Raw genomic sequence first — 22,221 nt, forward strand, 5'->3', positions numbered from 1 at the left:
AAGTCTTTCGCTATTCATTGTCCTAAGATAAGTTTCAGCTCATCAAACAATACATCGACTTCTTCTAATGTGTTGTAGTGCATGAAACCAATTCGAACCACACCACCTGATTGTTCAAGATCGAGCTGACGGGCCAAGCCAAGCGCATAAAAATGTCCGTTCCAAACACAGATATTACGCTGACCCAGCTTCTGAGCAATCTCCTCAGGGGAATGGTCATCAAAAGTCAGTGCGAAAGTTGGCGTTCTCAACTCACTGTTGGCTTCATTGCGTCCCCACAACCTCACTCCTTTTAGCTCTGCTAAACGTGTAAGGAAACGTTCACTGATCGCGGACTCGTGTTGATTAAACTGTTGGAAAGAGTCGACCAACCGGCGGCGAAGATCATCACCATCCTTACCCCATTGAGCCAGATACTTGACAGCGGCAATGACCCCCGCAAGACCTTCAAAGTTCTGAGTGCCCGTCTCAAATCGACCCGGACCTGTATTGGTAGCAGGCTCGACTTTGTATGGCTGTAAAGACTGTAACCACTTAGGCGCGATATATGCAATCCCAACATGGGGGCCAAAGAATTTATACGCAGAGCAAGCCAAGAAATCACATCCTAGCTGTTGTACGTCAACCAAGTGATGCGGAGCGTAATGTACAGCATCGACATATACCATAGCTCCCACACTGTGTGCGGCTTCAACTACACGTTTCACGTCCACAATTGAGCCTGTGGTATTAGATGCGTAAGTCAGCGCGACAAGTTTAGTCTTAGGAGTGATCAGCGATAGCAAATGCTCTAAGTCTAGTGAACAGTCTTGCTCATTCACTCGAGCCTGATAGACTTTCACTTGCTTATCATCCGCCGCTTGCTGCCAACTCGACACGTTGGAGTAGTGATCGAGAGAGGTAACGATGACTTCATCTCCTGCTCGCCAACCGCGACTAATTGCCCGGCTAAGCTGGAACGTCAAAGAGGTCATGTTGGCACCAAAGACGATGTTATCGCTCGATTCTGCATTGAGTAACGCTTGTGCAGATTCTCTCGCTTGTTTCATCAAGTCAGTGGTATGGGCACTGGAAAAATAGTGACCACCAAGATTCGAATTAAAAAAGCCCAGATACGCGGTCATCGCCTCTAGTACACTATTTGGCACCTGTGATCCACCCGGGCCATCAAGAAACATCACCGGCAGGTCATTGTGACTTTGCTGTAAGGCGCGAAACTGCGCGCGTACCAAGTTAGGAGTGAAGTTCATTCACGGCTTCCTTCGCGGTTAGTACAAATACGTCCATATACCCTTCTTCACCCTCAATCACAGAGCGAATTGGCGTTGCGTTATGCCACAATTTATTGTCGGCCAACATGGCAACTTCACCGTTTTGAAGCACTTTGCGGAAAAAAGGCGCTTCGTTGAAACTGCTGTATAGCATCACATCGCCACCTTCGATGTTATGGCGACCCATTCCGACAAGTGCAATATGGTCGAAGCCGTCTTGATGCACGCCTTCTGGTGCTACCTGCGTCTCATCAAAAATGGCAGAGATGCGCATTTGGTGAATTTCAATTTCCTGACCATCTATCAACTTATTAGCATCGACAAACAGCTGACAGATCTCGCGCATCCCTTCACTTTGAAGGGTCGTCGCTTCAATAGGCTCAAATTGACGCACGACATTACCTTGAAACCGGTTGATATCATCGGTTTGCATGAACTCATTTTTCTGAAGATCAATAACCTGACCATCTTTAAACTGGATGACTGAGTAACGACGCAAACGGTATTGACCGTCTGCATGCTCGGTATTAGGTAGTTTGGTAAAAGACGGCGCCAACTGTGCAAACGCAGAGTCACTTAACTGAGTGAGCTGCAAAGTTGTTTCGCGGTTATGTAACATCATCATCTCCTTAATGAATGTTCATATGGGAATCTTTGGTTAACATCTTGTTCACAACCATTATTTGCGCATTTATATTGCAAGATCAACAAATATCAGCAGTTAAAACCAACAAAAATTATAATTTAGAATGTAACACCAAAAATAAAATTAATTACAGTTAAATGAACCATTTTTAGAGTTTGACGAGTCAAAAATTCAGATGACTTATCTGTTAACAGCAATATAAATCTTTCAGCTCAATTAGTTAAGGTGCTCTTTTGTCGTTGCAAGCGTCATCGTTTGCGTTCTAATCTATAACCATTTATTACATTTCGACGACTTGCTAACGCTTTCAATACCCCAAACTATTCCATACAATCGAATGAAATTGATAAGCGTCACCGCTAATGGAGCACAAATGAGCGACGTAAAACACAGTAAGTTACTTATCCTTGGTTCTGGTCCTGCGGGCTACACTGCTGCAGTATACGCTGCGCGCGCAAATCTAAACCCAGTATTGGTGACTGGTATGCAACAAGGTGGTCAGTTAACGACAACAACCGAAGTTGAAAACTGGCCGGGTGATCCTGAAGGCTTGACTGGGCCTGCTCTAATGGAACGTATGAAAGAACATGCCGAGCGTTTTGAAACAGAGATCGTTTTTGATCATATCAACCAAGTCGACTTCAGCCAGCGCCCTTTCCGTCTGAAAGGCGACAGCGGTGAATATACATGTGATGCCTTGATTATCTCGACTGGTGCCTCAGCGAAGTATCTTGGCCTTGAGTCAGAAGAAGCGTTCAAAGGGCGTGGTGTGTCTGCCTGTGCAACTTGTGACGGTTTCTTCTACCGTAATCAAAAAGTCGCGGTGGTTGGCGGCGGCAACACGGCTGTTGAAGAAGCGCTTTACCTCTCTAACATTGCTTCAGAAGTACATCTGATTCACCGTCGTGACAGCTTCCGTGCTGAAAAGATTTTGGTTAAACGCTTGATGGACAAAGTCGAAACCGGCAACATCATTCTCCATACGGATCGCACTTTGGAAGAAATCACAGGCGACGACATGGGTGTGACGGGCGTTCGCATTAAAGACACCAAGTCAGACTCTATAGAAGAATTGGAAGTGATGGGTGCTTTCATCGCAATTGGCCATCAACCCAATACAGGCATTTTTGAAGGTCAGTTAGAGATGAAAGATGGCTATATTCTTGTCCAATCTGGCCTTGACGGTAATGCGACACAAACCAGCGTCCCAGGCGTCTTTGCTGCGGGTGATGTCATGGATCACAACTATCGCCAAGCAATCACTTCAGCCGGAACCGGTTGTATGGCAGCCCTTGATGCTGAACGTTTTCTGGATGCTCTAGCAGACCGTAAATAATATTTTTCATTTTTGACTCAAATCCTTAAAGCCTCGTGGTATTCCCACGAGGCTTTCTTTTGTATAATCGCGAACCTCAACTCGCATAATAATTATCATTAAGCCTTCACGATGGACAAAAAGAAACAGCGCAGCTTGAATAAATGGCTCAAGCAGCAAAGTAAGTTAGCAAAACGCTGGCTGATGATTGCTGTTGGCCTCGGCGTACTTTCAAGCGTATTTTTGTTAGCTCAAGCAGCCTTGCTCGCCACCATTCTGCATCAATTGATCATAGAACAGGTCGACAAATATCAACTTGTGCCTTATTTCATTGGTTTAGCCGCCGTCATTGGTGTTCGAGCGCTGTGTTCATGGGGCCGAGAGATCGCAGGTTATCGCTGCGGCGCGCAAATTCGTGTTTATATACGCCAGCTTATTCTCGACAAGCTAAGAGAGTTAGGCCCAGCTTATATCAAAGGTAAACCTGCTGGTTCGTGGGCAACATTATTGCTTGAACAAGTAGAAGATATGCATGATTTCTTCGCGCGTTATCTGCCTCAAATGTCTCTCTCTGTGCTTGTTCCCTTCGTGATACTTATTGTCGTCTTCCCAGTGAACTGGGCAGCCGGTCTTATCTTCCTGCTCACTGCTCCATTAGTGCCAATGTTTATGGCCCTAGTCGGTATGAAAGCCGCCGACGCCAACCGCAAGAACTTCAAAGCATTACAGCGTTTATCTGGTCACTTTTATGACCGCTTACAGTCGATGACGACGATCCGTCTTTTTGACCGAACCAAAGCAGAAACGGAAGTCATGCGTGGGGCTTCTGAAGTATTCCGAACTCGCACAATGGATGTCCTGAAAATTGCGTTTCTGTCTTCCGCCGTTCTGGAATTTTTTACCTCTATTTCCATTGCACTGACCGCCGTTTACTTCGGTTTCGCCTTTATCGGTGAACTTAACTTTGGTGACTATGGTGCAGGGGTAACCTTGATGGCAGGCCTGTTTATTCTGGTCCTGGCTCCTGAGTTTTATCAACCACTGCGTGATTTAGGTACTTTCTATCACGCTAAGCAACAAGCGGTTGGAGCTGCTGAAAGCATTGTTGAGTTCCTTGATACTGATGTCAGTGCCGTTCGTTCAGGTGACAAAACGCTCAGCGCGAATGACGCTATTTCCATCCAAGCAAAAGATTTAGAGGTGTTCTCACCTGAAGGCATTAAATTTCTTGGTCCTGTGAGTTTTGACCTCTCGACGGCTCAAACGACAGCTTTAGTTGGCCCAAGTGGCGCCGGCAAAACCAGCTTAATCAATGCGATACTCGGATTCCTCCCATATAAGGGGTCACTCATCATCAATGGCATCGAGAGAACAGAGCTGAATCTCGAAAACTGGCGAGAAAAAATCAGTTGGGTTGGCCAAAACCCGTTGCTATTGCATGGTTCTATCCGTGACAACATCACGTTGGGCAAAGACAACGTATCGGATGACGCTATTCAAACCGCATTACAAGAGTCTTTCTCCGCAGAATTCGTAGAGCAACACGGCCTCGATTACGCCGTATCCGACCGCTCTGGCGGCCTTTCTGTTGGGCAAGCTCAACGATTAGCACTCGCAAGAGCGATGGTACAGGACGGAAAATTCTGGCTTCTGGATGAACCAACCGCTAGCTTGGATGCGCGTAGTGAACGCTTAGTGATGCAGGGCTTAGCTGGTCAGATCGAAGGTAAAACGACGCTGATGGTCACCCACCAGCTCAGCCCTCTACAAAACGTTGAACAGATTCTGGTCATGGAAAACGGTGCGATTATTCAAAGTGGTCACTACAACGAACTCTCTAGCCAAGAGGGGTTATTCCAAAATATGCTTCAGGCGAATAATACTCTAAACCAAGCCAATAAGGGGAATCTCGATGCGTGATTTAGTTCCCTATCTAAAACTTTATAAAAAGCACTGGTTCGGCCTATCTCTGGGAATGCTGTTGGCCTTCCTGACTCTATTTGCCTCTATTGGCTTACTGACTTTGTCCGGTTGGTTCTTATCTGCAGCCGCAGTGGCCGGGTTAACTATCGCCCGAGAAACCTTCAACTACATGCTGCCAGGGGCTTTTGTCCGCGGCTTTGCCATGGGACGCACCGCTGGTCGATGGGGTGAGCGCGTTGTTAGCCATAACGCTACCTTCAAGCTACTGACCGATCTGCGTATTTTCTTCTTTTCCAAACTCACACCATTAATTCCGGGGCGAGTATCAAACCTACGTGATGCTGACTTACTCAACCGCCTAGTGGCTGACATTGACGCGATGGACCACGTCTATCTGCGCCTTGTTAGTCCTATGGTCGTAGGCACACTTGGCATCCTAAGTTTAACTGCACTGATTTGCTGGTTTGACATGGAACTCGGCTTAACGCTTGGCGCCATTCTTATGGCTTTACTGCTCATCTGGCCGGTACTGTTCTACAAATTAGGTAAAACCAATGGCGCAGAGCTGACACAGAACAAATCCGACCTGCGTATCGCAACATTGGATTGGTTACAAGGCTATAGCGAGCTCACTCTGTTTGGAGCGGAAGAGCGTTACCGTAATGCGATTTTAAATGTGCAAGAACGCTTACTGAAGAATCAGTATTTTAATGCTCACTTTGCAGGTTTAGCACAAGCATTACTGATGCTGGCTAACGGTTGGACAATTGTTCTGATGCTATGGCTAGCGGCAGATGGAGTGGGCGGTAATATGCCTGATCCTATGGTTGCCTTAGTGGTATTCGCTACAATGGCCAGTGTCGAGCTTCTAATGCCAATTGCTGGCGCTTTTCAACATTTGGGTCAAACACTAACTTCAGCACGGCGATTAAACGACATCATCTTGTCCGAGCCTGATGTTCAGTTCCCAGACCAAAACACTCAGCACGACGACACCTATTCAATTGAGTATGAGAATGTCACTTTCCGTTATCCTGATGGCGATTCAAATACACTTCAAGACATTAGCCTGCAAATCCCTGCCAAGCACTGCATCGCAGTGGTGGGTCAAACCGGTTCCGGTAAATCGACATTAATGCAGTTGCTGAACCGCTATTGGGACACCCAGCAAGGCGACATTAAAATTGCGGGCCAATCCATTCGTCATTGGAGTGAAAGCCAGTTACGCCAAGCCATCAGCGTGGTCAGCCAGCGAGTTGATATATTAAACGGTACTTTGCGTGATAATTTATTGATGGCTTCTCCAGATGCTAACGATGAACAGTTAGCCGAAACGTTATCTAAAGTCGGCCTAAACAAATTATTGGATGAGCAAGGTTTAGATACATGGTTAGGTGACGGTGGTCGCCAACTGTCCGGTGGGGAAAAGCGCCGTATCGGTATTGCGCGTGCTTTACTACACAATGGCCCTATCCTATTACTTGACGAGCCTACCGAAGGTTTGGATAAGCAAACAGAACGACAGATCATGAAGCTGTTCGAGCAGCACTTTGAAAATAAAACGGTTGTTTTCATTACTCACCGCTTAGTGGATCTCCACAGAATGGATGCCATTTGCCTAATTGAGCAAGGCCAGATTGTCGAGCATGGTAGCCATCAAGCGCTGCTTGAAAAACAAGGGCGATATTTCGAGCTCAACCAAACGCTATGATCCACAAGGGCGATAGACATCGCCCTTTTTACGCTGACTAGCGACAATTATCTTGATATCGAACGAGAGGGAAATGGGAGAATCAAGATTTCTGGTAGCGCGGTGATCGCTCTAAAAGGTACGCTATTTATCTGATTGGAGGTACAAAAAAGCAGCCGTATGGCTGCTTTTTGAAATAGATTGATTAGCGCTAACGCTGCTTATTACGAGCACCTTGCTCACCCGCACCTTTGCGCGGTTTACGGCGAGCTGGATTGTTACTACGTCCACCACCATTGTTCATTCGTTCTTCATGACGCTTAACTGCGCGACGAATTTTCTGGCTACGAGAACGCTCACGCTTACGTGACGTATTGGCTTTGTTTTCGTCAAGCATGGTCTCTTTTTCAGGGCGCAGCTCTACCAATTCACGTAAGTAGTTCACCTCTTTGAGGTCAAGCTCCATCCATCCGCCACGAGGCAGTTTCTTATCAAGGAAGATATCACCGTAACGAACACGCTTCAGGCGGCTAACCGTACAGTCCTGAGATTCCCACAAACGACGCACTTCGCGATTACGGCCTTCGTTGATCACAACGTAGAAAGTGTGGTTCATACCATCACCACCTGCGTAAACAACATCTTCAAAGCGCGCTAAACCATCTTCCAGCTCAACACCACTGACGAGGTTACGGACTTTCTTCTCATCCACCTCACCAAATACACGCACTAGGTACTCACGCTCGACCTGACGACTTGGATGCATAAGACGGTTAGCAAGCTCACCATCGGTAGTAAATAACAGCAAGCCTGATGTATTCGCATCTAGGCGACCAACAGAGATCCAACGCGAACCACGGATTTTTGGTAGACGGTCAAATACAGTACGACGACCTTCAGGATCATGACGAGTACACAGCTCACCTTCCGGCTTGTAGTAAGCTAGCACACGGCACACAACTTCTTCCTGCGCCTTAGCAGAAACAGTGTGACCGTCAATACGTACTACGGCATTCTCGTCTTCTAGTCGCTCACCAAGCTTAGCCACAACGCCATTTACACTTACACGACCCGCTTTAATTAAGGCTTCTAGCTCGCGTCGTGAGCCATGGCCTGCTCGCGCTAATACTTTCTGTAATTTTTCGTTCATTCATCTACCTTTGTGTCGTCTTCTCAGACGTCGATTCTATTTTGCGACCTAAATTCGCGGCCGCATATTATCGCAAATCCTTGGAAAAAACGCATGCTTTATTTTCGATTTTGACAACAATAACAATAGCCAATAATGAGAGTAATCGTAAGATTTTATAACCTTTATACACCTCATTAACCTAGCACTTTATTGACGAGAATGAACAGAGCCTATCGCCTTAGCTTTTGGTTCAATATCCCCCCAACGCTGATCTTCTAACACCTCTAGCCAAGGTGTTAACTGTTCTTCAGGCTTCGGCCGACTAATAAAATAGCCCTGCGCATAATCACAGCCATTGTTTATTAACCAATCCAGAGAGGCCTGATCTTCCACACCTTCCGCGACCGTTTTCAACCCAAACCTTTTAGCCAGTTTGATGGTCGATTGTGCAATCGTCTGATCTTGCTGGTCGTCAGCGACATTTAGGATGAAGGATTTATCAATTTTGAGCTCTGTAGCAGGTAAATGTTTGAGCTGAGATAACGATGAGTAACCTGTTCCGTAGTCATCAATCGAAATTGACAGACCTCGTCGGGACATTCTGCTCAGTAGCGATAATGCGTATTCAGGGTCCTCTGCAAGAGCGCTTTCGGTGATCTCTATCGTAACCTCAGCTTCACTGCAACCAAACTGAGAGAGGAAACGAGCGACCTTAACATCAAAGTCTTTCTGTTTAAGGTTAACCGCTGAAACATTGATCGCGACACCAAGCTCATACCCCGCCTCTCTCCAAGTTTGAAGCTGCCGCAATGCATTACCTATCACCCAGTCCGTTAGAGCATCGATTTGCCCTGTTGTTTCTGCAATTTCAATAAACTCATCAGGAGGAATCATGCCCAGCTCTGGATGTTCCCAGCGCACAAGAGCTTCGACTTTATCGATTCGTGATGTGTGTAGATTTAATTTGGGTTGAAAGTGAAGAACCAACTGCTCATTCCGAATCGCTTCTGTCAATTCATGGATTAGACGCACTCGATTAATCGCACTCTCCGCCATGCTAGAAACAAACTCTAAGCTGGGTTGCTTTATTTTCATTGCCTGTTGTAAAGCAATCCCTGCATTATGAAGCAGTTGTCGCGCCGTTTCACCATGTTTGGGATAACGACAATAACCAGAAACAGTGTGCACCGTCACTGAAATACGTCGCAAAGTAAACACTCCCGATAAACACTGCAAAACAACATCGACACTTTGTTCATCACTTTGAAGCTTGCTACAGGTCGTTAATAAAGCAAATTCAGATGAGTCAAGCTGGTAAAACTGAGCTTGTTCATCCAAAGTCAACAAACGACTCGCAGCCGCCACCTGCAATTCTTCCCCCGTATCCAGACCTAGGCTGTAATTAAGTTCTTCAAACTCCAGGACTCGAAATCGAATTAGCATAAAGCCATCGCATTGGTTCTGAATCAAATGGGCAATATCTTCAAATAACTTTTTCTTATTCGGCATTTGTGTCAAATCAGAGTGATAAGCACGGAAATTAAGCTCTGCTTCACGATCATTAACCGCCTGATTCATTAAATTGAACTCATGAGCCAATACACCTAACTCATCTTTGCGTTTAACCACCAACTCGTTACTTGCCTGACCCTTAGCGATTTGTTGTGCCTTTTTCACTAGCTCCTGCAAAGGTTTCGCAAGGCTTTTTGACAAGAAATATGCAGCAAGCACCGAACAGCCAAACGTACCCAATACGATCAGCACAACTTGGAACCAACGGCTTTGAAGTGTGGCGAATAGATCCGATCTGGAGAGGTAAAGTGCAGCGATCAGGTCTTTTTCTTCTTTAAAGCCAATCGCTACCTCAGTCGCTATAGTATTGGCATCCGTTTGCTGGGGCTTAGAAGAAACACCACTCTCTTTACCTTCAATACTACTAGCAAGCAGTGACCATTGACCATTTTCCTGATAGCCGATATCAACATTCATACCGGTTAACAGTGCTAACCTTTGGGCCAATATCTGATCGATAGCGAAGCCAAAACCTATCCATGCAACGGTTTCTGCCCCACTTTGTACTGGAACCAAAACTAATTGGAACACAGCGCCCTGATAATCATAAAGGATGGGTCGGTCTTCATCTGGGGCAGCAGTTTCAGCCATCGTCAGCATATTGTTTTCCGTATCGGCAAGTGTCCGATTACTGCTTCTGTCATAAACCAATTTGCCAATAAAATTACCATCGGCAGTAAGACCGATCGCCAAATCAGCGGATATCCGTTGGCGGTGATTGTTTAAAGCCACCAAAAAGCTGCGTTCATCCTCTCTCAGCGCCTGTTTAAGGCCAAAGTCTTTTGCCACAGTTTGTGCAAATGCGCTCAGATTCCGCGTACGTTGTTCAAACTGATTTTCAAACACTACCTTTGCTGTACTTAGGTGTATTTGGGCTCGTTCAGCTCTCTCTTCTTCATTCGATTGAACGATGGAGTAAAACAGAACACACTGTACAGTGACTAATACCGCCAGGAATGAAAGCAGAATTTGTGTCTGAATACTTTTGAATTGACTCATTTGTATGACCCGTAAGATCTGTAAAAATCAATCGTCTGAGTGTTTTTCTGTTTGGGTATTGGTGACATCTTTTTCGTCAGCGACAAGGTCAACTCTTTCTCTTGACTAAGCTTGGCATACAATTCCTCATTCATCTGAGGGTGCCATGCAATGACTTTCACATTTTCTAATTCATCCGGTAAGGTCATTCTTACCACTCCAGATTTACCTGTGATGGTAAAATACGGCGTGTCCACAACCTTGATATAGCCGCTCATCCAATCATGAATATTACACCCCATCGCTATGACTCCTTCACTGAGGAAGGACTTCTCTACCCCTGCTTCCGAGGAACGAATAACGAAAGAAAAATCCAGTGGACCAGTAATTGAGTATATATGGTGAGAAATGTTGTCTTTATTGGTAAACAACACTGGCTGGTTTACTTTAACTACTGAGATATAAGGCTTAAATGCACGCTTATCTTGCGAGATCTCAGTCACTAAAGTGTCTTTTACTGAGGAAGATTGCTTCGGTAAATTGGACGCCGTGACATAGACCACTGCATCTTTAACAGGTTTACCATTATTCTGGACAACACGAATTTCAACCGGAGCAGCGAAGCAGACAAGGCTGAAAAAGGAGAGAACAAAGATCAAGTGACGCATATTGCATATCTGATTAGTGAGACTTAACAATCAGCATAGCAGTCAGTGGGAAGTTTTGCGGGTAAAGAGAGCATAAGCATCAATGTCTTATGCTCTTGGGAGTCAGCAAAATTGGCTGTTACTTGAAAGGCTCAGGGTCTCCAGAGCCTAAACGAGCAATAACGGGTTCATCATCACTGAAGTCAACCACTGTTGTTGGTTGCTCACCAAGGTAGCCACCGTTGAGGATACAATCGACAGCATGCTCCAGTTGGTCGCGAATCTCTTCTGGATCAGACTCTGTAATGTCGTTACCCGGAAGAATAAGAGACGTCGACATCAGTGGCTCACCGAGCGCTTCGAGAAGATCGAGTGCGATGCGGTTATCGGGGACGCGGATACCTATCGTTTTACGCTTCGAGTTCATTAAGCGACGAGGAACTTCTTTGGTGCCTTTGAAAATGAAAGTGTACGGCCCAGGCGTGTTGTTCTTTAGTAAACGAAATGCCGTATTGTCAACACGGGCATACAAAGACAATTCGGACAAATCACGACAAAGTAGCGTGAAGTTGTGCTTCTCATCCAATCGGCGAATCTTACAGATTCGTTCTAATGCTTGTTTATTTTCTAATTGGCAACCCAGTGCGTAACCTGAATCTGTTGGGTAAATAACCACGCCACCATTACGAATGATTGCTACAGCCTGATTAATCAAGCGAGCCTGCGGGTTTTCTGGGTGAACGTAAAAAAACTGGCTCATTGTCATTCCTCATCATCGAGTCTCTCGACTCTATATATCTTAACGTATTGATTTAATAGCAATCTTATAAACTAATCAGTCCAATTATTGACCATCAGCTTGCGAAGGCTCAATACCCCAATCTTTCCATACAGGTTCAACACCTGCAGGTAGCCATAGATTTCTGCCTAACTCCATCCAAGGAGATGGATAATGGAAATCGCTGCCTTGAGACGCTAATAGTTTGTATTGTATAGCATAATTAGCCAAGTTGCGTCTTTCTTGTTGACCTTGTTGTGGTTGAGCCACCTCCATCGCATCACCACCCGCTTCAACAAATGCTGTAATCAGTCGTTTTATCCACTTAGCAGTTAAGTTGTAACGCCCCGGATGGGCTAGAACGGCCTGCCCACCTGCGCTATGAATAGCCGATACCGCTTCTTCCATTGAGCACCAACTGGGCGGCACGTAACCAGGGTTATTGCGAGTTAGATATTTTTTAAATACCTGCTGCATGGTTTTCGCGTAACCGTTATCAACCAACCATTTAGCAAAATGAGCACGGGTGATGGGCGCATCCCCCGCAATAGCTTGAACTTCTTCCAGTACGCCCTCTCTGGTTGCCTTAGCCAAACGATGCGCCATCATTTCTGCTCGACCTTCTCGATGCTTTTTCTGCTGCTCGATGAGCTTGCCGAGTTGCTCAGATTGCGGATCTAAATTCAACCCAACGACATGGATATCCTTGTTCTGCCATACCGTTGAGATTTCGATACCGTTAATGATCTTAATTGGCAGCTGGTTTGCTTCTACGTACTGATGCGCTTGCTCTAAACCATCGACCGTATCATGATCAGTGATCGCGAGGACATCAATGTTGAAACCGAGAGCTCTGTCTATCAATTCGTTGGCAGGTAATCGTCCGTCAGAGGCGGTTGTGTGGCTGTGTAAATCAATTCTCATAAATGTGTTTTTTTAGTTGACTTTTTACCTCTGCACTAGTTAACTAGTACACAAATACGAAGTACCTGAATAAAGGCTCACTATGTTACAAGAATTTAACCAAAACCAAAAAGCGAATCTTGCATCTGACACTCTACGTGACAGTTCTGCAAACCTTGCTTGGTGGCGCACTTGGACAAGTTCTTGGTGGGCTAACGTGTACTTTTAATTGAACAGATTAATGTTACCAAGCCCGCTACTAAAGCGGGCTTTTTGTTTTGTCGGATACAAAGCACTCAACTGATTAAACATTCATCAATTACTGCAAAATCCACATTGGGTGAATGTTTTCTTTGTGCGACTATGTACGACAGGAAGTAAGAAAGAATACAAATGAAAAGGAGGTCTTGTGAACAAGGCCATTGAAATCAAAAAGCTAGGAAATCTTGAAGTCATTCAAGCGTCTGCACCTTACGCACAGGACCCAACTCGTCTGTTTCATTCCTTGTGTGAGAAAAAAACTGACAGCCTATTATTAGAGTCTGCGGAAATTGACTCTAAGCAAAACCTCAAAAGCTTGCTGATCGTAGATTCTGCCGTTCGCATCGTTTGCAACGGTCACATCGTTACCATGCAAGCACTGACGAATAACGGCAAACACCTGCTTTCTCATTTGACTCACAACATTCATAACAATGTGACTCATTCTTTTGATGGCACGACGCTGATACTTAAGCTCGAAGCACCTTGCGACACATTAGATGAAGATTCTCGCTTACGCGAAGCTTCATCCTTTGACGCCCTGCGCCTAGTTCAACACAGCTTTGACCTCAGTGAACAGCAAAAGCATGCGCTTTTCCTTGGTGGCTTATTTGCTTACGATATGGTGGCTAATTTTGAACCTTTAGGTGATGCCGAAGCCACTAATAAATGTCCAGATTATGTGTTCTATGTCGCTGAAACACTGCTCATTGTTGACCACCAACGCGAGTCCTGTGACCTACAAGCTACTTTATTTGCAAACGAAGAAGAAAAAGCAACGTTACAAGCTCGTATCGAAAGCATTCAATCTCAATGCTCCAACCTTAAACATTTACCACTGGCAACGAAACTGCCCAACATCACCCCTCAACCAAGTGTGAGTGATGCCGATTTCTGTCAGATCGTTCGCGATCTAAAACAATATGTGGTTAAAGGCGATATCTTTCAGGTTGTTCCGTCACGTCGCTTTACTCTGCCTTGCCCCTCACCTCTTGCAGCATATAAAGAGCTCAAGCAAAGTAACCCAAGCCCTTATATGTTCTATATGCAAGATGAACTCTTCACACTATTCGGAGCTTCACCAGAAAGTGCTCTGAAATATGAGACTGAGACTAATCAGGTCGAGATCTACCCTATTGCTGGTACACGTCGTCGTGGCAAGCGTCCTGATGGTGCTATAGATTTTGACCTCGACAGCCGTATTGAGCTTGAGCTGCGTACCGACATGAAAGAAAACGCCGAACACATGATGCTAGTCGATCTCGCGCGTAACGACGTTGCTCGTATTTCTCAGGCAGGCTCTCGTCATGTGGCCGATTTACTTAAAGTCGACCGCTACAGCCATGTTATGCATCTGGTGTCTCGTGTGGTTGGTCAACTTCGCGAAGATCTCGATGCTCTTCACGCTTATCAAGCCTGTATGAATATGGGGACGCTTACCGGGGCACCTAAAATCCGTGCGATGCAACTGATTCGCGATGTCGAAGGCGCTCGCCGTGGTAGCTATGGAGGAGCGGTAGGTTACCTAACAGGTGAAGGAACACTCGATACCTGCATCGTCATTCGCTCTGCTTACGTGGAAGATGGCATTGCACAAGTTCAGGCAGGTGCTGGGGTGGTATTTGATTCAGAACCACAAGCCGAAGCCGATGAAACTCGTGGTAAGGCACAAGCCGTTATCTCTGCAATTCAGTCAGCGCATAAGGAGTCGTAAGAGATGGCTAACATTGTATTTATCGATAACTTTGATTCATTTACCTACAACTTGGTCGATCAGTTTCGTTCACTGGGTCATAAAGTCACCATCTACCGTAACCATATCAGCGCTTCGGCAATTGAAGCAGCCGTCAACAAACTTTCTAATCCAGTCGTTTTGTTGTCACCTGGGCCTGGAGCGCCTTCTGAAGCTGGGTCAATGCCAGAAGTCATTCAACGTCTCAAAGGTAAAGTGCCGATGATTGGCATCTGCCTAGGTCATCAGGCTATTGTTGAAGCTTATGGAGGCACCGTAGCCGGTGCAGGGAAAATCGTTCACGGCAAAGTGTCGATGATGGAGCATCAACACCATGCCACCTATTCAGACTTACCTTCACCACTTGCCATTGCGCGTTACCATTCATTGGTGGCGACAGAAGTGCCACCTTCTCTTACCGTCACCGCCGAAGTTGACGGGCTGGTGATGTCGGTAGTACAAGAACAAGATAAGATTTGCGGATTCCAGTTCCATCCAGAATCGATTATGACTACCTACGGTGCAACCCTATTGGCGAACGCCATCGAATGGGCTCTTGGTCATTCAGAACAAACGTCAGCACAGCTGCAATAAGGAAGAGAAAATGGAAACGATCATTAATAAACTTTATGAGCAGCAGTCACTGACTCAAGATGAAAGCCAGCAACTCTTTGATGTTATTATTCGTGGTGAACTCGACCCTATCCTTATAGCTTCTGCGCTAACTGCCCTGAAGATCAAAGGGGAAACACCGGATGAAATCGCTGGAGCGGCTAAGGCCTTACTTGCTAACGCAAACCCATTCCCACGTCCAGATTATGATTTCGCAGACATCGTTGGCACTGGGGGCGACGGGCATAACACCATCAACATTTCAACTACAGCGGCCTTTGTTGCCGCTGCCTGCGGCCTAAAAGTCGCCAAACATGGAAACCGCAGTGTTTCGAGTAAATCCGGTTCTTCCGATCTACTCGACTCATTTGGCATCAACCTAGCGATGAGTGCGGAAGACACTCGCTCTGCTGTTGATAGCCTAGGAGTGGCTTTTTTGTTTGCGCCGCAATATCACAGTGGTGTTCGCCACGCGATGCCAGTGCGTCAGACAATGAAAACGCGCACCATTTTTAACATCTTAGGCCCGCTGATTAACCCAGCGCGGCCAAACATAGAACTCATGGGTGTTTACAGTGAAGAGCTGGTTCGTCCTATTGCTGAAACCATGCTAAAGATGGGCATGAAGCGTGCTGCAGTCGTTCATGGCAGTGGTTTAGACGAAGTCGCTATTCATGGCGACACCACAGTGGCGGAGATCAAAGATGGGCAAATTACTGAATACACTTTGACTCCAGAAGACTTTGGCCTAACAGCGCATCCGCTTGAAGCAATTAAAGGCGGTGATCCTGAAGAGAACAAAGCCATTATTACCAATATCCTCACTGGTAAAGGCACCGATGCCCAGCTGGGTGCGGTAGCGGTTAACGTTGCGCTTCTCATGCGTTTATTTGGTCATGAAAATCTCAAGGCCAATACTCAGCAAGCTATTGAGGCTATGAACTCTGGTAAAGCGTTTGAGCTGGTTAATCAGCTAGCAGCTCACGCCTAAGCACCTGAAGGAAGGAACAAAAGATGACTCAGACGCAAGATAAACTTTCAGAGCACGTGTCCCTAAAAGAAGCGCAAATGGCAGAAGTATTGGCAAAAATCGTTCGTGATAAGTACATCTGGGTGGAAGAACGTAAAGCCTCTCAACCTTTGGCGCAGTTTAAAGAGGCGCTCACTCCGTCTGATCGTAGCTTCTATGACGCAGTAAGCGGTAAAAAAACTGCCTTCATCACAGAATGTAAGAAGGCGTCTCCGTCCAAGGGACTGATTCGTGACGACTTTGACCTCGATTACATTGCGTCCGTGTACAATAATCACGCTGATGCGATTTCAGTGCTCACCGATGAAAAGTACTTTCAAGGAAACTTCGATTTCCTGCCACAAGTGAGAAAGCAAACATCTCAACCGATTCTGTGTAAAGACTTTATGGTCGATACTTATCAGGTTTATCTAGCTCGCCATTATTCTGCTGATGCAATTCTGCTGATGCTATCGGTACTTGATGACGCCGAGTATAAAGCACTGGAAGAAGTAGCTCACTCACTCAACATGGGCATTCTGACCGAAGTCAGTAATGAGGAAGAGTTACACCGCGCAGTAAAACTTGGCGCTAAAGTTATTGGTATTAATAACCGCAATTTACGTGACCTAACAACAGATTTGAACCGCACCAAAGAGCTGGCACCAACAATACGTGAGCTGGCACCAGAGGCGACCATCATTTCGGAGTCAGGCATCTACACACACCAGCAAGTTAGAGATCTTGCAGATTTTGCTGATGGTTTCCTAATCGGTAGCTCATTGATGGCAGAAGACAACTTAGAGCTGGCAGTACGAAAAGTCACACTAGGTGAAAATAAAGTTTGTGGCCTGACACACCCAGATGATGCTGCGAAAGCTTACCAAGCAGGTGCGGTTTTTGGCGGGCTGATTTTTGTCTCTAAGTCGAAGCGTTGCGTGGATTTAGAAACCGCTCGCCTAACCATGTCTGGTGCTCCTTTGAAATATGTGGGCGTATTCCAAAACCATGATGTCGACACCGTGGTTGGTATTGCGCAAGAGCTTGGCCTCTGCGCTGTACAGCTGCATGGAGATGAAGACCAGAACTTTGTCACTGCGATCCATGAGCAGCTAGGTGATCAAGTTGAAATCTGGAAAGCTTACGGTGTAACAGACTGCTTACCTACCCTGTTGGGTACGCCTGTCCAACGTCATTTACTGGATACAAAAGTAGGCTCGCAAACAGGTGGCACTGGCTTGGTCTTCGACTGGTCATTACTCAGTGACACATCAAAAGTCATGCTGGCAGGTGGCATATCTCCTTTCAATGCGCAAAAAGCGGCCCAACAAGGCTGTCTAGGTCTGGATTTAAACTCAGGCGTTGAAGTTTCACCAGGCAAGAAAGATGCAGAGAAGCTGCAACAGGCATTTGATGCGATTCGCAGCTACTAAATAGATTTATTAAAGATCAATTACTCATAATTAAAGAAATTTTTTGGTGTGCTAGAGAGCAATGCCAAACTGAATTGAAGGAATAAAACCATGGCAAAACTTGATGCCTACTTCGGCGAATACGGTGGTCAGTATGTACCGCAAATTCTCGTTCCTGCACTGGAACAGCTAGAACAAGCGTTTATCGATGCGCAAGAAGACCCAGAGTTTCGCAGCGAGTTTATGACCCTGCTGCAAGAATACGCAGGTCGCCCAACGGCGCTAACACTGACTCGCAATCTAACCAAAGGTACAAAAACCAAACTGTACCTCAAGCGCGAAGATTTATTGCACGGTGGCGCACACAAGACTAACCAAGTGCTAGGTCAGGCACTGTTGGCTAAGCGTATGGGCAAAAACGAGATCATTGCGGAAACTGGTGCAGGTCAGCACGGCGTGGCAACTGCACTGGCTTGTGCATTGCTTGGTCTGAAATGTCGCGTGTACATGGGAGCAAAAGACGTAGAACGCCAAAGCCCGAACGTGTTCCGTATGAAACTTATGGGCGCGGAAGTCATTCCTGTTCACTCAGGCTCTGCAACTCTTAAAGATGCATGTAATGAAGCACTGCGTGACTGGTCTGCAAGCTACGAAGAAGCTCACTACTTGCTGGGTACCGCTGCTGGTCCTCATCCATTCCCGACCATAGTGCGTGATTTCCAACGCATGATTGGCGAAGAAACAAAAAACCAGATTCTGGCTCGTGAAGGGCGCCTTCCTGATGCAGTCATCGCTTGTGTGGGTGGTGGCTCAAATGCAATCGGTATGTTTGCTGACTTTATTGAAGAGGAAACGGTTCGCCTGATCGGTGTTGAACCTGCAGGTAAAGGTATCGATACCGACCAGCATGGCGCCCCTCTTAAGCACGGTAAAACCGGCATCTTCTTTGGTATGAAAGCGCCACTGATGCAAGACGTAAACGGGCAAGTTGAAGAATCTTACTCTGTTTCTGCGGGCCTTGATTTCCCTTCAGTTGGACCTCAGCACGCTCACTTAAATGCAATTGGCCGCGCGGAATACGACAACGTAACCGATGATGAGGCTTTGGAAGCATTCCAAGAACTTGCCCGCAGTGAAGGTATTATCCCTGCACTAGAGTCATCTCACGCACTAGCTCATGCACTACGTATGGCTCGTGAGAACCCAGACAAAGAACAACTTCTCGTCGTAAACCTATCAGGTCGTGGTGACAAAGACATCTTTACTGTTCACGCCATTCTAGAAGAAAAAGGAGTTATCTAATGAGCCGTTATGAGTCTATGTTTGAGCGCCTGAACGAGAAAAACCAAGGTGCATTTGTTCCTTTCGTAACCGTGTGCGATCCAAACCCGGAGCAGTCCCTGAAAATTATGGAGACACTGGTTGAAGCGGGTGCCGATGCACTTGAACTGGGTATTCCGTTTTCGGATCCACTTGCGGATGGCCCTACTATTCAAGGAGCGAACATTCGCGCACTGGATTCGGGAGCAACCCCAGATATCTGCTTTGATTTGATTGGAAAAATCCGCGCCAAATACCCAGAACTCCCAATCGGCCTTCTGATGTACGCAAACCTAGTTTATGCGCGCGGGATTGATAGTTTTTACCAGCGTTGTGCGAATGCCGGTATCGATTCTGTGTTGATTGCTGACGTACCAACCAATGAAAGCCAAGAGTTTGTTGAGGCGGCTAAGAAGCACGGTATTGAACCTATCTTCATTGCACCGCCAACGGCGTCAGAAGAGACACTAAAATCAGTTGCTGAACTAGGTGGCGGCTATACATACCTACTCTCGCGTGCTGGTGTAACCGGTGCAGAAACAAAGGCCAACATGCCAGTAAGTGATCTTTTAGATAAACTCAATAAATACGATGCTCCACCATCACTGTTGGGCTTTGGCATCTCTCAACCAGAACAGGTTAAGCAAGCCATTGAGTCTGGTGCTGCTGGTGCGATTTCAGGCTCTGCCATCGTAAAAATCATCGAATCGAACGTTGAATCTCCGCAAGAAATGTTAAATCAGCTCGCTAATTTTGTTTCACCGATGAAAGCTGCGACGCAAAAGTAATAGATTAGCCGTCTAAACATCTATGAGATCGGTTTCTTAAATCATTAGAGAAACCGATCTTTTTTTTAACATATCAGTGTAACTCCTCCACCCTACCTCCTAATCACACAATGTATTACAAAGCCAAAATCTATCCCACAAACCAATAGCAAACGTTTGCTATTGGTCAAAAAGTTATCATCCATCAAGGAAAATGGTTTTAATCGACCCAATTAACTTGGGCGCTTATTGCTAAATGTAAAAATAAAGTGTAAAAAGCGAAGCGAAATTACTGTCTAAATTATAAATTTGATTTAGATATTAATTCTGGAATTTTAAAATTTGTTAGCACAGAGGTTATGGAAGTGTTAAAAGAAAAGAATTTACTAAACAACATCGGCGTTCAAGTTGTGATCGCCATGATTGTGGGTACTGCCGCGGGTGCCTTCATGGGAGACAGCGCTACGGTCTTCGCTCCATTAGGTGCGATTTTTATTAACCTAATCAAAATGCTGGTTATTCCATTGGTCGCTGTCGCGCTAATTTCGGGCGCAGCGGGCTTAGGCAATAGTCAGTCAGCGGGTAAAGTTGGTTTAGTAACTTTAGGTTACTTCGGTCTGACATCTGCACTCGCTGTTGCACTTGCTCTATTTATGGGTGAAGTCTTCAAACCAGGCATGGGTATCGATGTTTCAGGCATCGAGGGCATGTTCTCTTCTGAGTACGCTTCTAAAGGTGACCTACCTTCTTTCTGGGCAACCATTACTGGTATGATCCCAACTAACGTTTTCCAGTCACTGAATGAAGCAAACATACTGCAAATCCTAGTATTCTGTATGTTCTTTGGCATTGCGATTTCTAAGCAAGATAAAGAGCGTCGTGACCCAATCATTAACGGCGTAAATTGCATTGTTGATGCAATGGTTTGGATGATCAACAAGGTTATGATCATTGCTCCGCTAGGCGTATTTGGCCTGATGGCAGAAGCAGTAGGGACCTTTGGCTTTGGCGCTTTAATGGTGGTATTCAAACTGTTTGTTGTCTACATCGCTGCAATTCTTATCTTTGGTTTCGTGGCCTACCCTCTTATGGTTCACATCTTCACTAAGACCTCTGCGAAGAAATTCCTGACAGCGATGAAGAAGCCTCAAGCCGTGGCTTTATCTACCGCTTCATCAATGGCGACTCTGCCTGTCACGATGGATACCTGTGAGCATGAGCTGGGTGTAAGAAACTCGACAGCGTCTTTCGTTCTCCCGCTAGGCGCAACGATCAACATGTCAGGTAACGCAATTTACTACGGTTTGGTCGCGATCTTCTTCGCACAACTGTTCAACATCGATCTTGGTATGGGCGCATACATTGCCATCATTATTACCTCGACACTTGGTGCAGTGGGCCAAGCAGGTGTACCTGGCCCTTCGTTCCTAGTGGTTGCTGTTCTTCTGGCAGCAGGTATTCCTATCGAAGGTCTGCCACTCTTGTTCGCTCTTGACCGTATCTTCGACATGATCCGTACTGCATTGAACATCACAGGTGACGCCGCTTGCGCTGTGATTGTTGACTCACTGATTGAAGAAGAAGCGAAAGAAGCTGAGCTTCAAAAACAGCAAGCTTAAGCGCTGATTTCAGGTAACAAAAAGCCCGGCTAGTAACATAGCCGGGCTTTTTGGTGATGTGTCTATTACAAGAAGTGGAATGTCGCGTTTAGCGAGAAGTTTTTCACATCGTCTTCTTTCATATTGAATACGCTGTAGCTCGCACCGAGAGAAATGGGGCCCATGACAAAGTACTCCGCACCAACACCGTACATTACGTCGATTTCATCCTCTTTAAAACCGCCATCGGCTTTTAGGTCGTAAGAATGAAGTCCGCCTTTTGCGTAAACATGCAACGGACCAAAATCAAGACTTGGCTTAGCTGCAAAGTAAATGGAAGAACCAGTTAGGTTAGTTTTAATACCTGAATAATCCACACGGTCATAATCACCGAGGTCTTGATAACCAGCCTCGAGACCGATAAAAGGCAAAATACCTGTACCGACATGTACGTTATATGTCGTTGTTGACTCACCCCCTAAGTCGCCTTGACCTACACTTGCACTGCCGTAGATCCATGAGTCCGCTGATGCTGTTGCTGATGCACCTAATAAAGCTAGTGCGAGTAGTGTCTTTTTCATATTTAACCTTCTTTCTTTTCCCTTTGCAGAGGCTGCCACGGCAATCCTCTGCCAGTATAAGTCAAAATATTGTT

The 22,221-nt window shown here is 45.9% G+C and carries 19 protein-coding genes and 1 other annotated feature; of the genes, 11 read left to right on the forward strand and 8 right to left on the reverse strand.

Annotated features, from left to right (window positions below; translation table 11 throughout):
* Nucleotides 1-14: 14 nt before the first annotated feature.
* Nucleotides 15-1,250 carry a cysteine desulfurase-like protein gene (locus tag L1D31_RS08255; RefSeq protein WP_239836609.1) on the reverse strand — a complete coding sequence of 412 codons (1,236 nt, stop codon included), beginning with the start codon at nt 1,248-1,250 and terminating at the stop codon, nt 15-17.
* A complete protein-coding gene (locus L1D31_RS08260) occupies nt 1,234-1,890 on the reverse strand; it encodes a 2OG-Fe dioxygenase family protein (RefSeq protein ID WP_239836902.1) in 657 nt (218 codons plus the stop codon). The genes L1D31_RS08255 and L1D31_RS08260 overlap by 17 nt, the downstream gene beginning before the upstream one ends.
* A gap of 400 nt (nt 1,891-2,290) precedes the next feature.
* On the opposite strand from L1D31_RS08260, the gene trxB reads away from it, so the two are divergent.
* The 3 genes from trxB (at nt 2,291) to cydC (ending at nt 6,866) form a co-directional block, all read left to right on the forward strand.
* Entirely contained in the window at nt 2,291-3,253 is a 963-nt protein-coding gene (gene trxB / locus L1D31_RS08265) for a thioredoxin-disulfide reductase (protein ID WP_239836610.1), read from the forward strand.
* A gap of 111 nt (nt 3,254-3,364) precedes the next feature.
* Nucleotides 3,365-5,152, forward strand: coding sequence for a cysteine/glutathione ABC transporter permease/ATP-binding protein CydD (cydD, locus tag L1D31_RS08270; RefSeq protein WP_239836611.1), 1,788 nt, complete (start codon nt 3,365-3,367; stop codon nt 5,150-5,152).
* Nucleotides 5,145-6,866: a cysteine/glutathione ABC transporter ATP-binding protein/permease CydC gene (gene cydC / locus L1D31_RS08275; RefSeq protein WP_239836612.1), complete on the forward strand. Its 1,722-nt coding sequence runs from the start codon at nt 5,145-5,147 to the stop codon at nt 6,864-6,866. The genes cydD and cydC overlap by 8 nt, the downstream gene beginning before the upstream one ends.
* Nucleotides 6,867-7,056: 190 nt before the next feature.
* Here cydC and rluB read toward each other — a convergent pair whose 3' ends face one another.
* From rluB to L1D31_RS08300, 5 genes are all read right to left on the reverse strand, one after another.
* Entirely contained in the window at nt 7,057-7,995 is a 939-nt protein-coding gene (gene rluB, locus L1D31_RS08280; RefSeq protein WP_239836613.1) for a 23S rRNA pseudouridine(2605) synthase RluB, read from the reverse strand.
* Nucleotides 7,996-8,184: 189 nt separating this feature from the next.
* Entirely contained in the window at nt 8,185-10,548 is a 2,364-nt protein-coding gene (locus L1D31_RS08285) for an EAL domain-containing protein (RefSeq protein ID WP_239836614.1), read from the reverse strand.
* Nucleotides 10,545-11,195: a hypothetical protein gene (locus tag L1D31_RS08290; RefSeq protein WP_239836615.1), complete on the reverse strand. Its 651-nt coding sequence runs from the start codon at nt 11,193-11,195 to the stop codon at nt 10,545-10,547. The genes L1D31_RS08285 and L1D31_RS08290 overlap by 4 nt, the downstream gene beginning before the upstream one ends.
* A 118-nt stretch (nt 11,196-11,313) precedes the next feature.
* Complete coding sequence (locus tag L1D31_RS08295) at nt 11,314-11,934, reverse strand: L-threonylcarbamoyladenylate synthase (RefSeq protein ID WP_239836616.1); 621 nt, start codon at nt 11,932-11,934, stop codon at nt 11,314-11,316.
* Nucleotides 11,935-12,018: 84 nt separating this feature from the next.
* Nucleotides 12,019-12,876, reverse strand: coding sequence for a PHP domain-containing protein (locus tag L1D31_RS08300; protein WP_239836617.1), 858 nt, complete (start codon nt 12,874-12,876; stop codon nt 12,019-12,021).
* 82 nt (nt 12,877-12,958) lie between these two features.
* Here L1D31_RS08300 and L1D31_RS08305 point away from each other — a divergent pair, with 82 nt between their 5' ends.
* From L1D31_RS08305 to L1D31_RS08340, 8 genes are all read left to right on the forward strand, one after another.
* Complete coding sequence (locus L1D31_RS08305) at nt 12,959-13,084, forward strand: Trp operon leader peptide (protein WP_239836618.1); 126 nt, start codon at nt 12,959-12,961, stop codon at nt 13,082-13,084.
* Nucleotides 13,031-13,133 (forward strand) — a sequence feature (Trp leader region). (Overlaps the previous gene by 54 nt.)
* A gap of 131 nt (nt 13,134-13,264) precedes the next feature.
* Complete coding sequence (locus tag L1D31_RS08310) at nt 13,265-14,830, forward strand: anthranilate synthase component 1 (protein WP_239836619.1); 1,566 nt, start codon at nt 13,265-13,267, stop codon at nt 14,828-14,830.
* Between the two features lie 3 nt (nt 14,831-14,833).
* Nucleotides 14,834-15,442, forward strand: coding sequence for an aminodeoxychorismate/anthranilate synthase component II (locus L1D31_RS08315; RefSeq protein ID WP_239836620.1), 609 nt, complete (start codon nt 14,834-14,836; stop codon nt 15,440-15,442).
* Between the two features lie 10 nt (nt 15,443-15,452).
* Entirely contained in the window at nt 15,453-16,451 is a 999-nt protein-coding gene (gene trpD, locus L1D31_RS08320; RefSeq protein WP_239836621.1) for an anthranilate phosphoribosyltransferase, read from the forward strand.
* Nucleotides 16,452-16,474: 23 nt separating this feature from the next.
* The gene (gene trpCF / locus L1D31_RS08325; protein WP_239836622.1) at nt 16,475-17,902 is read left to right on the forward strand and encodes a bifunctional indole-3-glycerol-phosphate synthase TrpC/phosphoribosylanthranilate isomerase TrpF; all 1,428 of its coding nucleotides are present in this window, start codon (nt 16,475-16,477) and stop codon (nt 17,900-17,902) included.
* Between the two features lie 90 nt (nt 17,903-17,992).
* A complete protein-coding gene (gene trpB, locus L1D31_RS08330) occupies nt 17,993-19,183 on the forward strand; it encodes a tryptophan synthase subunit beta (protein ID WP_006958942.1) in 1,191 nt (396 codons plus the stop codon).
* Nucleotides 19,183-19,989: a tryptophan synthase subunit alpha gene (trpA, locus tag L1D31_RS08335; RefSeq protein WP_045974477.1), complete on the forward strand. Its 807-nt coding sequence runs from the start codon at nt 19,183-19,185 to the stop codon at nt 19,987-19,989. The genes trpB and trpA overlap by 1 nt, the downstream gene beginning before the upstream one ends.
* A gap of 338 nt (nt 19,990-20,327) precedes the next feature.
* Nucleotides 20,328-21,587, forward strand: coding sequence for a dicarboxylate/amino acid:cation symporter (locus L1D31_RS08340; RefSeq protein WP_239836623.1), 1,260 nt, complete (start codon nt 20,328-20,330; stop codon nt 21,585-21,587).
* A 65-nt stretch (nt 21,588-21,652) separates the two neighbouring features.
* Here L1D31_RS08340 and L1D31_RS08345 read toward each other — a convergent pair whose 3' ends face one another.
* On the reverse strand, nt 21,653-22,147 hold the full coding sequence (locus tag L1D31_RS08345; RefSeq protein ID WP_239836624.1) for an outer membrane beta-barrel protein: 495 nt from the start codon (nt 22,145-22,147) through the stop codon (nt 21,653-21,655).
* Nucleotides 22,148-22,221: the final 74 nt, after the last annotated feature.

Source organism: Vibrio sp. Isolate23 (assembly GCF_022398095.1).
GTDB lineage: Bacteria > Pseudomonadota > Gammaproteobacteria > Enterobacterales > Vibrionaceae > Vibrio > Vibrio coralliilyticus_A.

Bases quoted from the DNA above. Each gene is read 5' to 3' on its own strand.
- cydC (WP_239836612.1), top strand. From the start codon at position 5,145: ATGCGTGATTTAGTTCCCTATCTAAAACTTTATAAAAAGCACTGGTTC.
- L1D31_RS08345 (WP_239836624.1), bottom strand. From the start codon at position 22,147: ATGAAAAAGACACTACTCGCACTAGCTTTATTAGGTGCATCAGCAACA.
- trpA (WP_045974477.1), top strand. From the start codon at position 19,183: ATGAGCCGTTATGAGTCTATGTTTGAGCGCCTGAACGAGAAAAACCAA.
- trpD (WP_239836621.1), top strand. From the start codon at position 15,453: ATGGAAACGATCATTAATAAACTTTATGAGCAGCAGTCACTGACTCAA.
- L1D31_RS08340 (WP_239836623.1), top strand. From the start codon at position 20,328: ATGGAAGTGTTAAAAGAAAAGAATTTACTAAACAACATCGGCGTTCAA.
- L1D31_RS08285 (WP_239836614.1), bottom strand. From the start codon at position 10,548: ATGAGTCAATTCAAAAGTATTCAGACACAAATTCTGCTTTCATTCCTG.
- L1D31_RS08290 (WP_239836615.1), bottom strand. From the start codon at position 11,195: ATGCGTCACTTGATCTTTGTTCTCTCCTTTTTCAGCCTTGTCTGCTTC.
- trxB (WP_239836610.1), top strand. From the start codon at position 2,291: ATGAGCGACGTAAAACACAGTAAGTTACTTATCCTTGGTTCTGGTCCT.
- rluB (WP_239836613.1), bottom strand. From the start codon at position 7,995: ATGAACGAAAAATTACAGAAAGTATTAGCGCGAGCAGGCCATGGCTCA.
- L1D31_RS08295 (WP_239836616.1), bottom strand. From the start codon at position 11,934: ATGAGCCAGTTTTTTTACGTTCACCCAGAAAACCCGCAGGCTCGCTTG.
- cydD (WP_239836611.1), top strand. From the start codon at position 3,365: ATGGACAAAAAGAAACAGCGCAGCTTGAATAAATGGCTCAAGCAGCAA.
- L1D31_RS08255 (WP_239836609.1), bottom strand. From the start codon at position 1,250: ATGAACTTCACTCCTAACTTGGTACGCGCGCAGTTTCGCGCCTTACAG.
- L1D31_RS08315 (WP_239836620.1), top strand. From the start codon at position 14,834: ATGGCTAACATTGTATTTATCGATAACTTTGATTCATTTACCTACAAC.
- L1D31_RS08300 (WP_239836617.1), bottom strand. From the start codon at position 12,876: ATGAGAATTGATTTACACAGCCACACAACCGCCTCTGACGGACGATTA.
- trpB (WP_006958942.1), top strand. From the start codon at position 17,993: ATGGCAAAACTTGATGCCTACTTCGGCGAATACGGTGGTCAGTATGTA.
- trpCF (WP_239836622.1), top strand. From the start codon at position 16,475: ATGACTCAGACGCAAGATAAACTTTCAGAGCACGTGTCCCTAAAAGAA.
- L1D31_RS08305 (WP_239836618.1), top strand. From the start codon at position 12,959: ATGTTACAAGAATTTAACCAAAACCAAAAAGCGAATCTTGCATCTGAC.
- L1D31_RS08260 (WP_239836902.1), bottom strand. From the start codon at position 1,890: ATGTTACATAACCGCGAAACAACTTTGCAGCTCACTCAGTTAAGTGAC.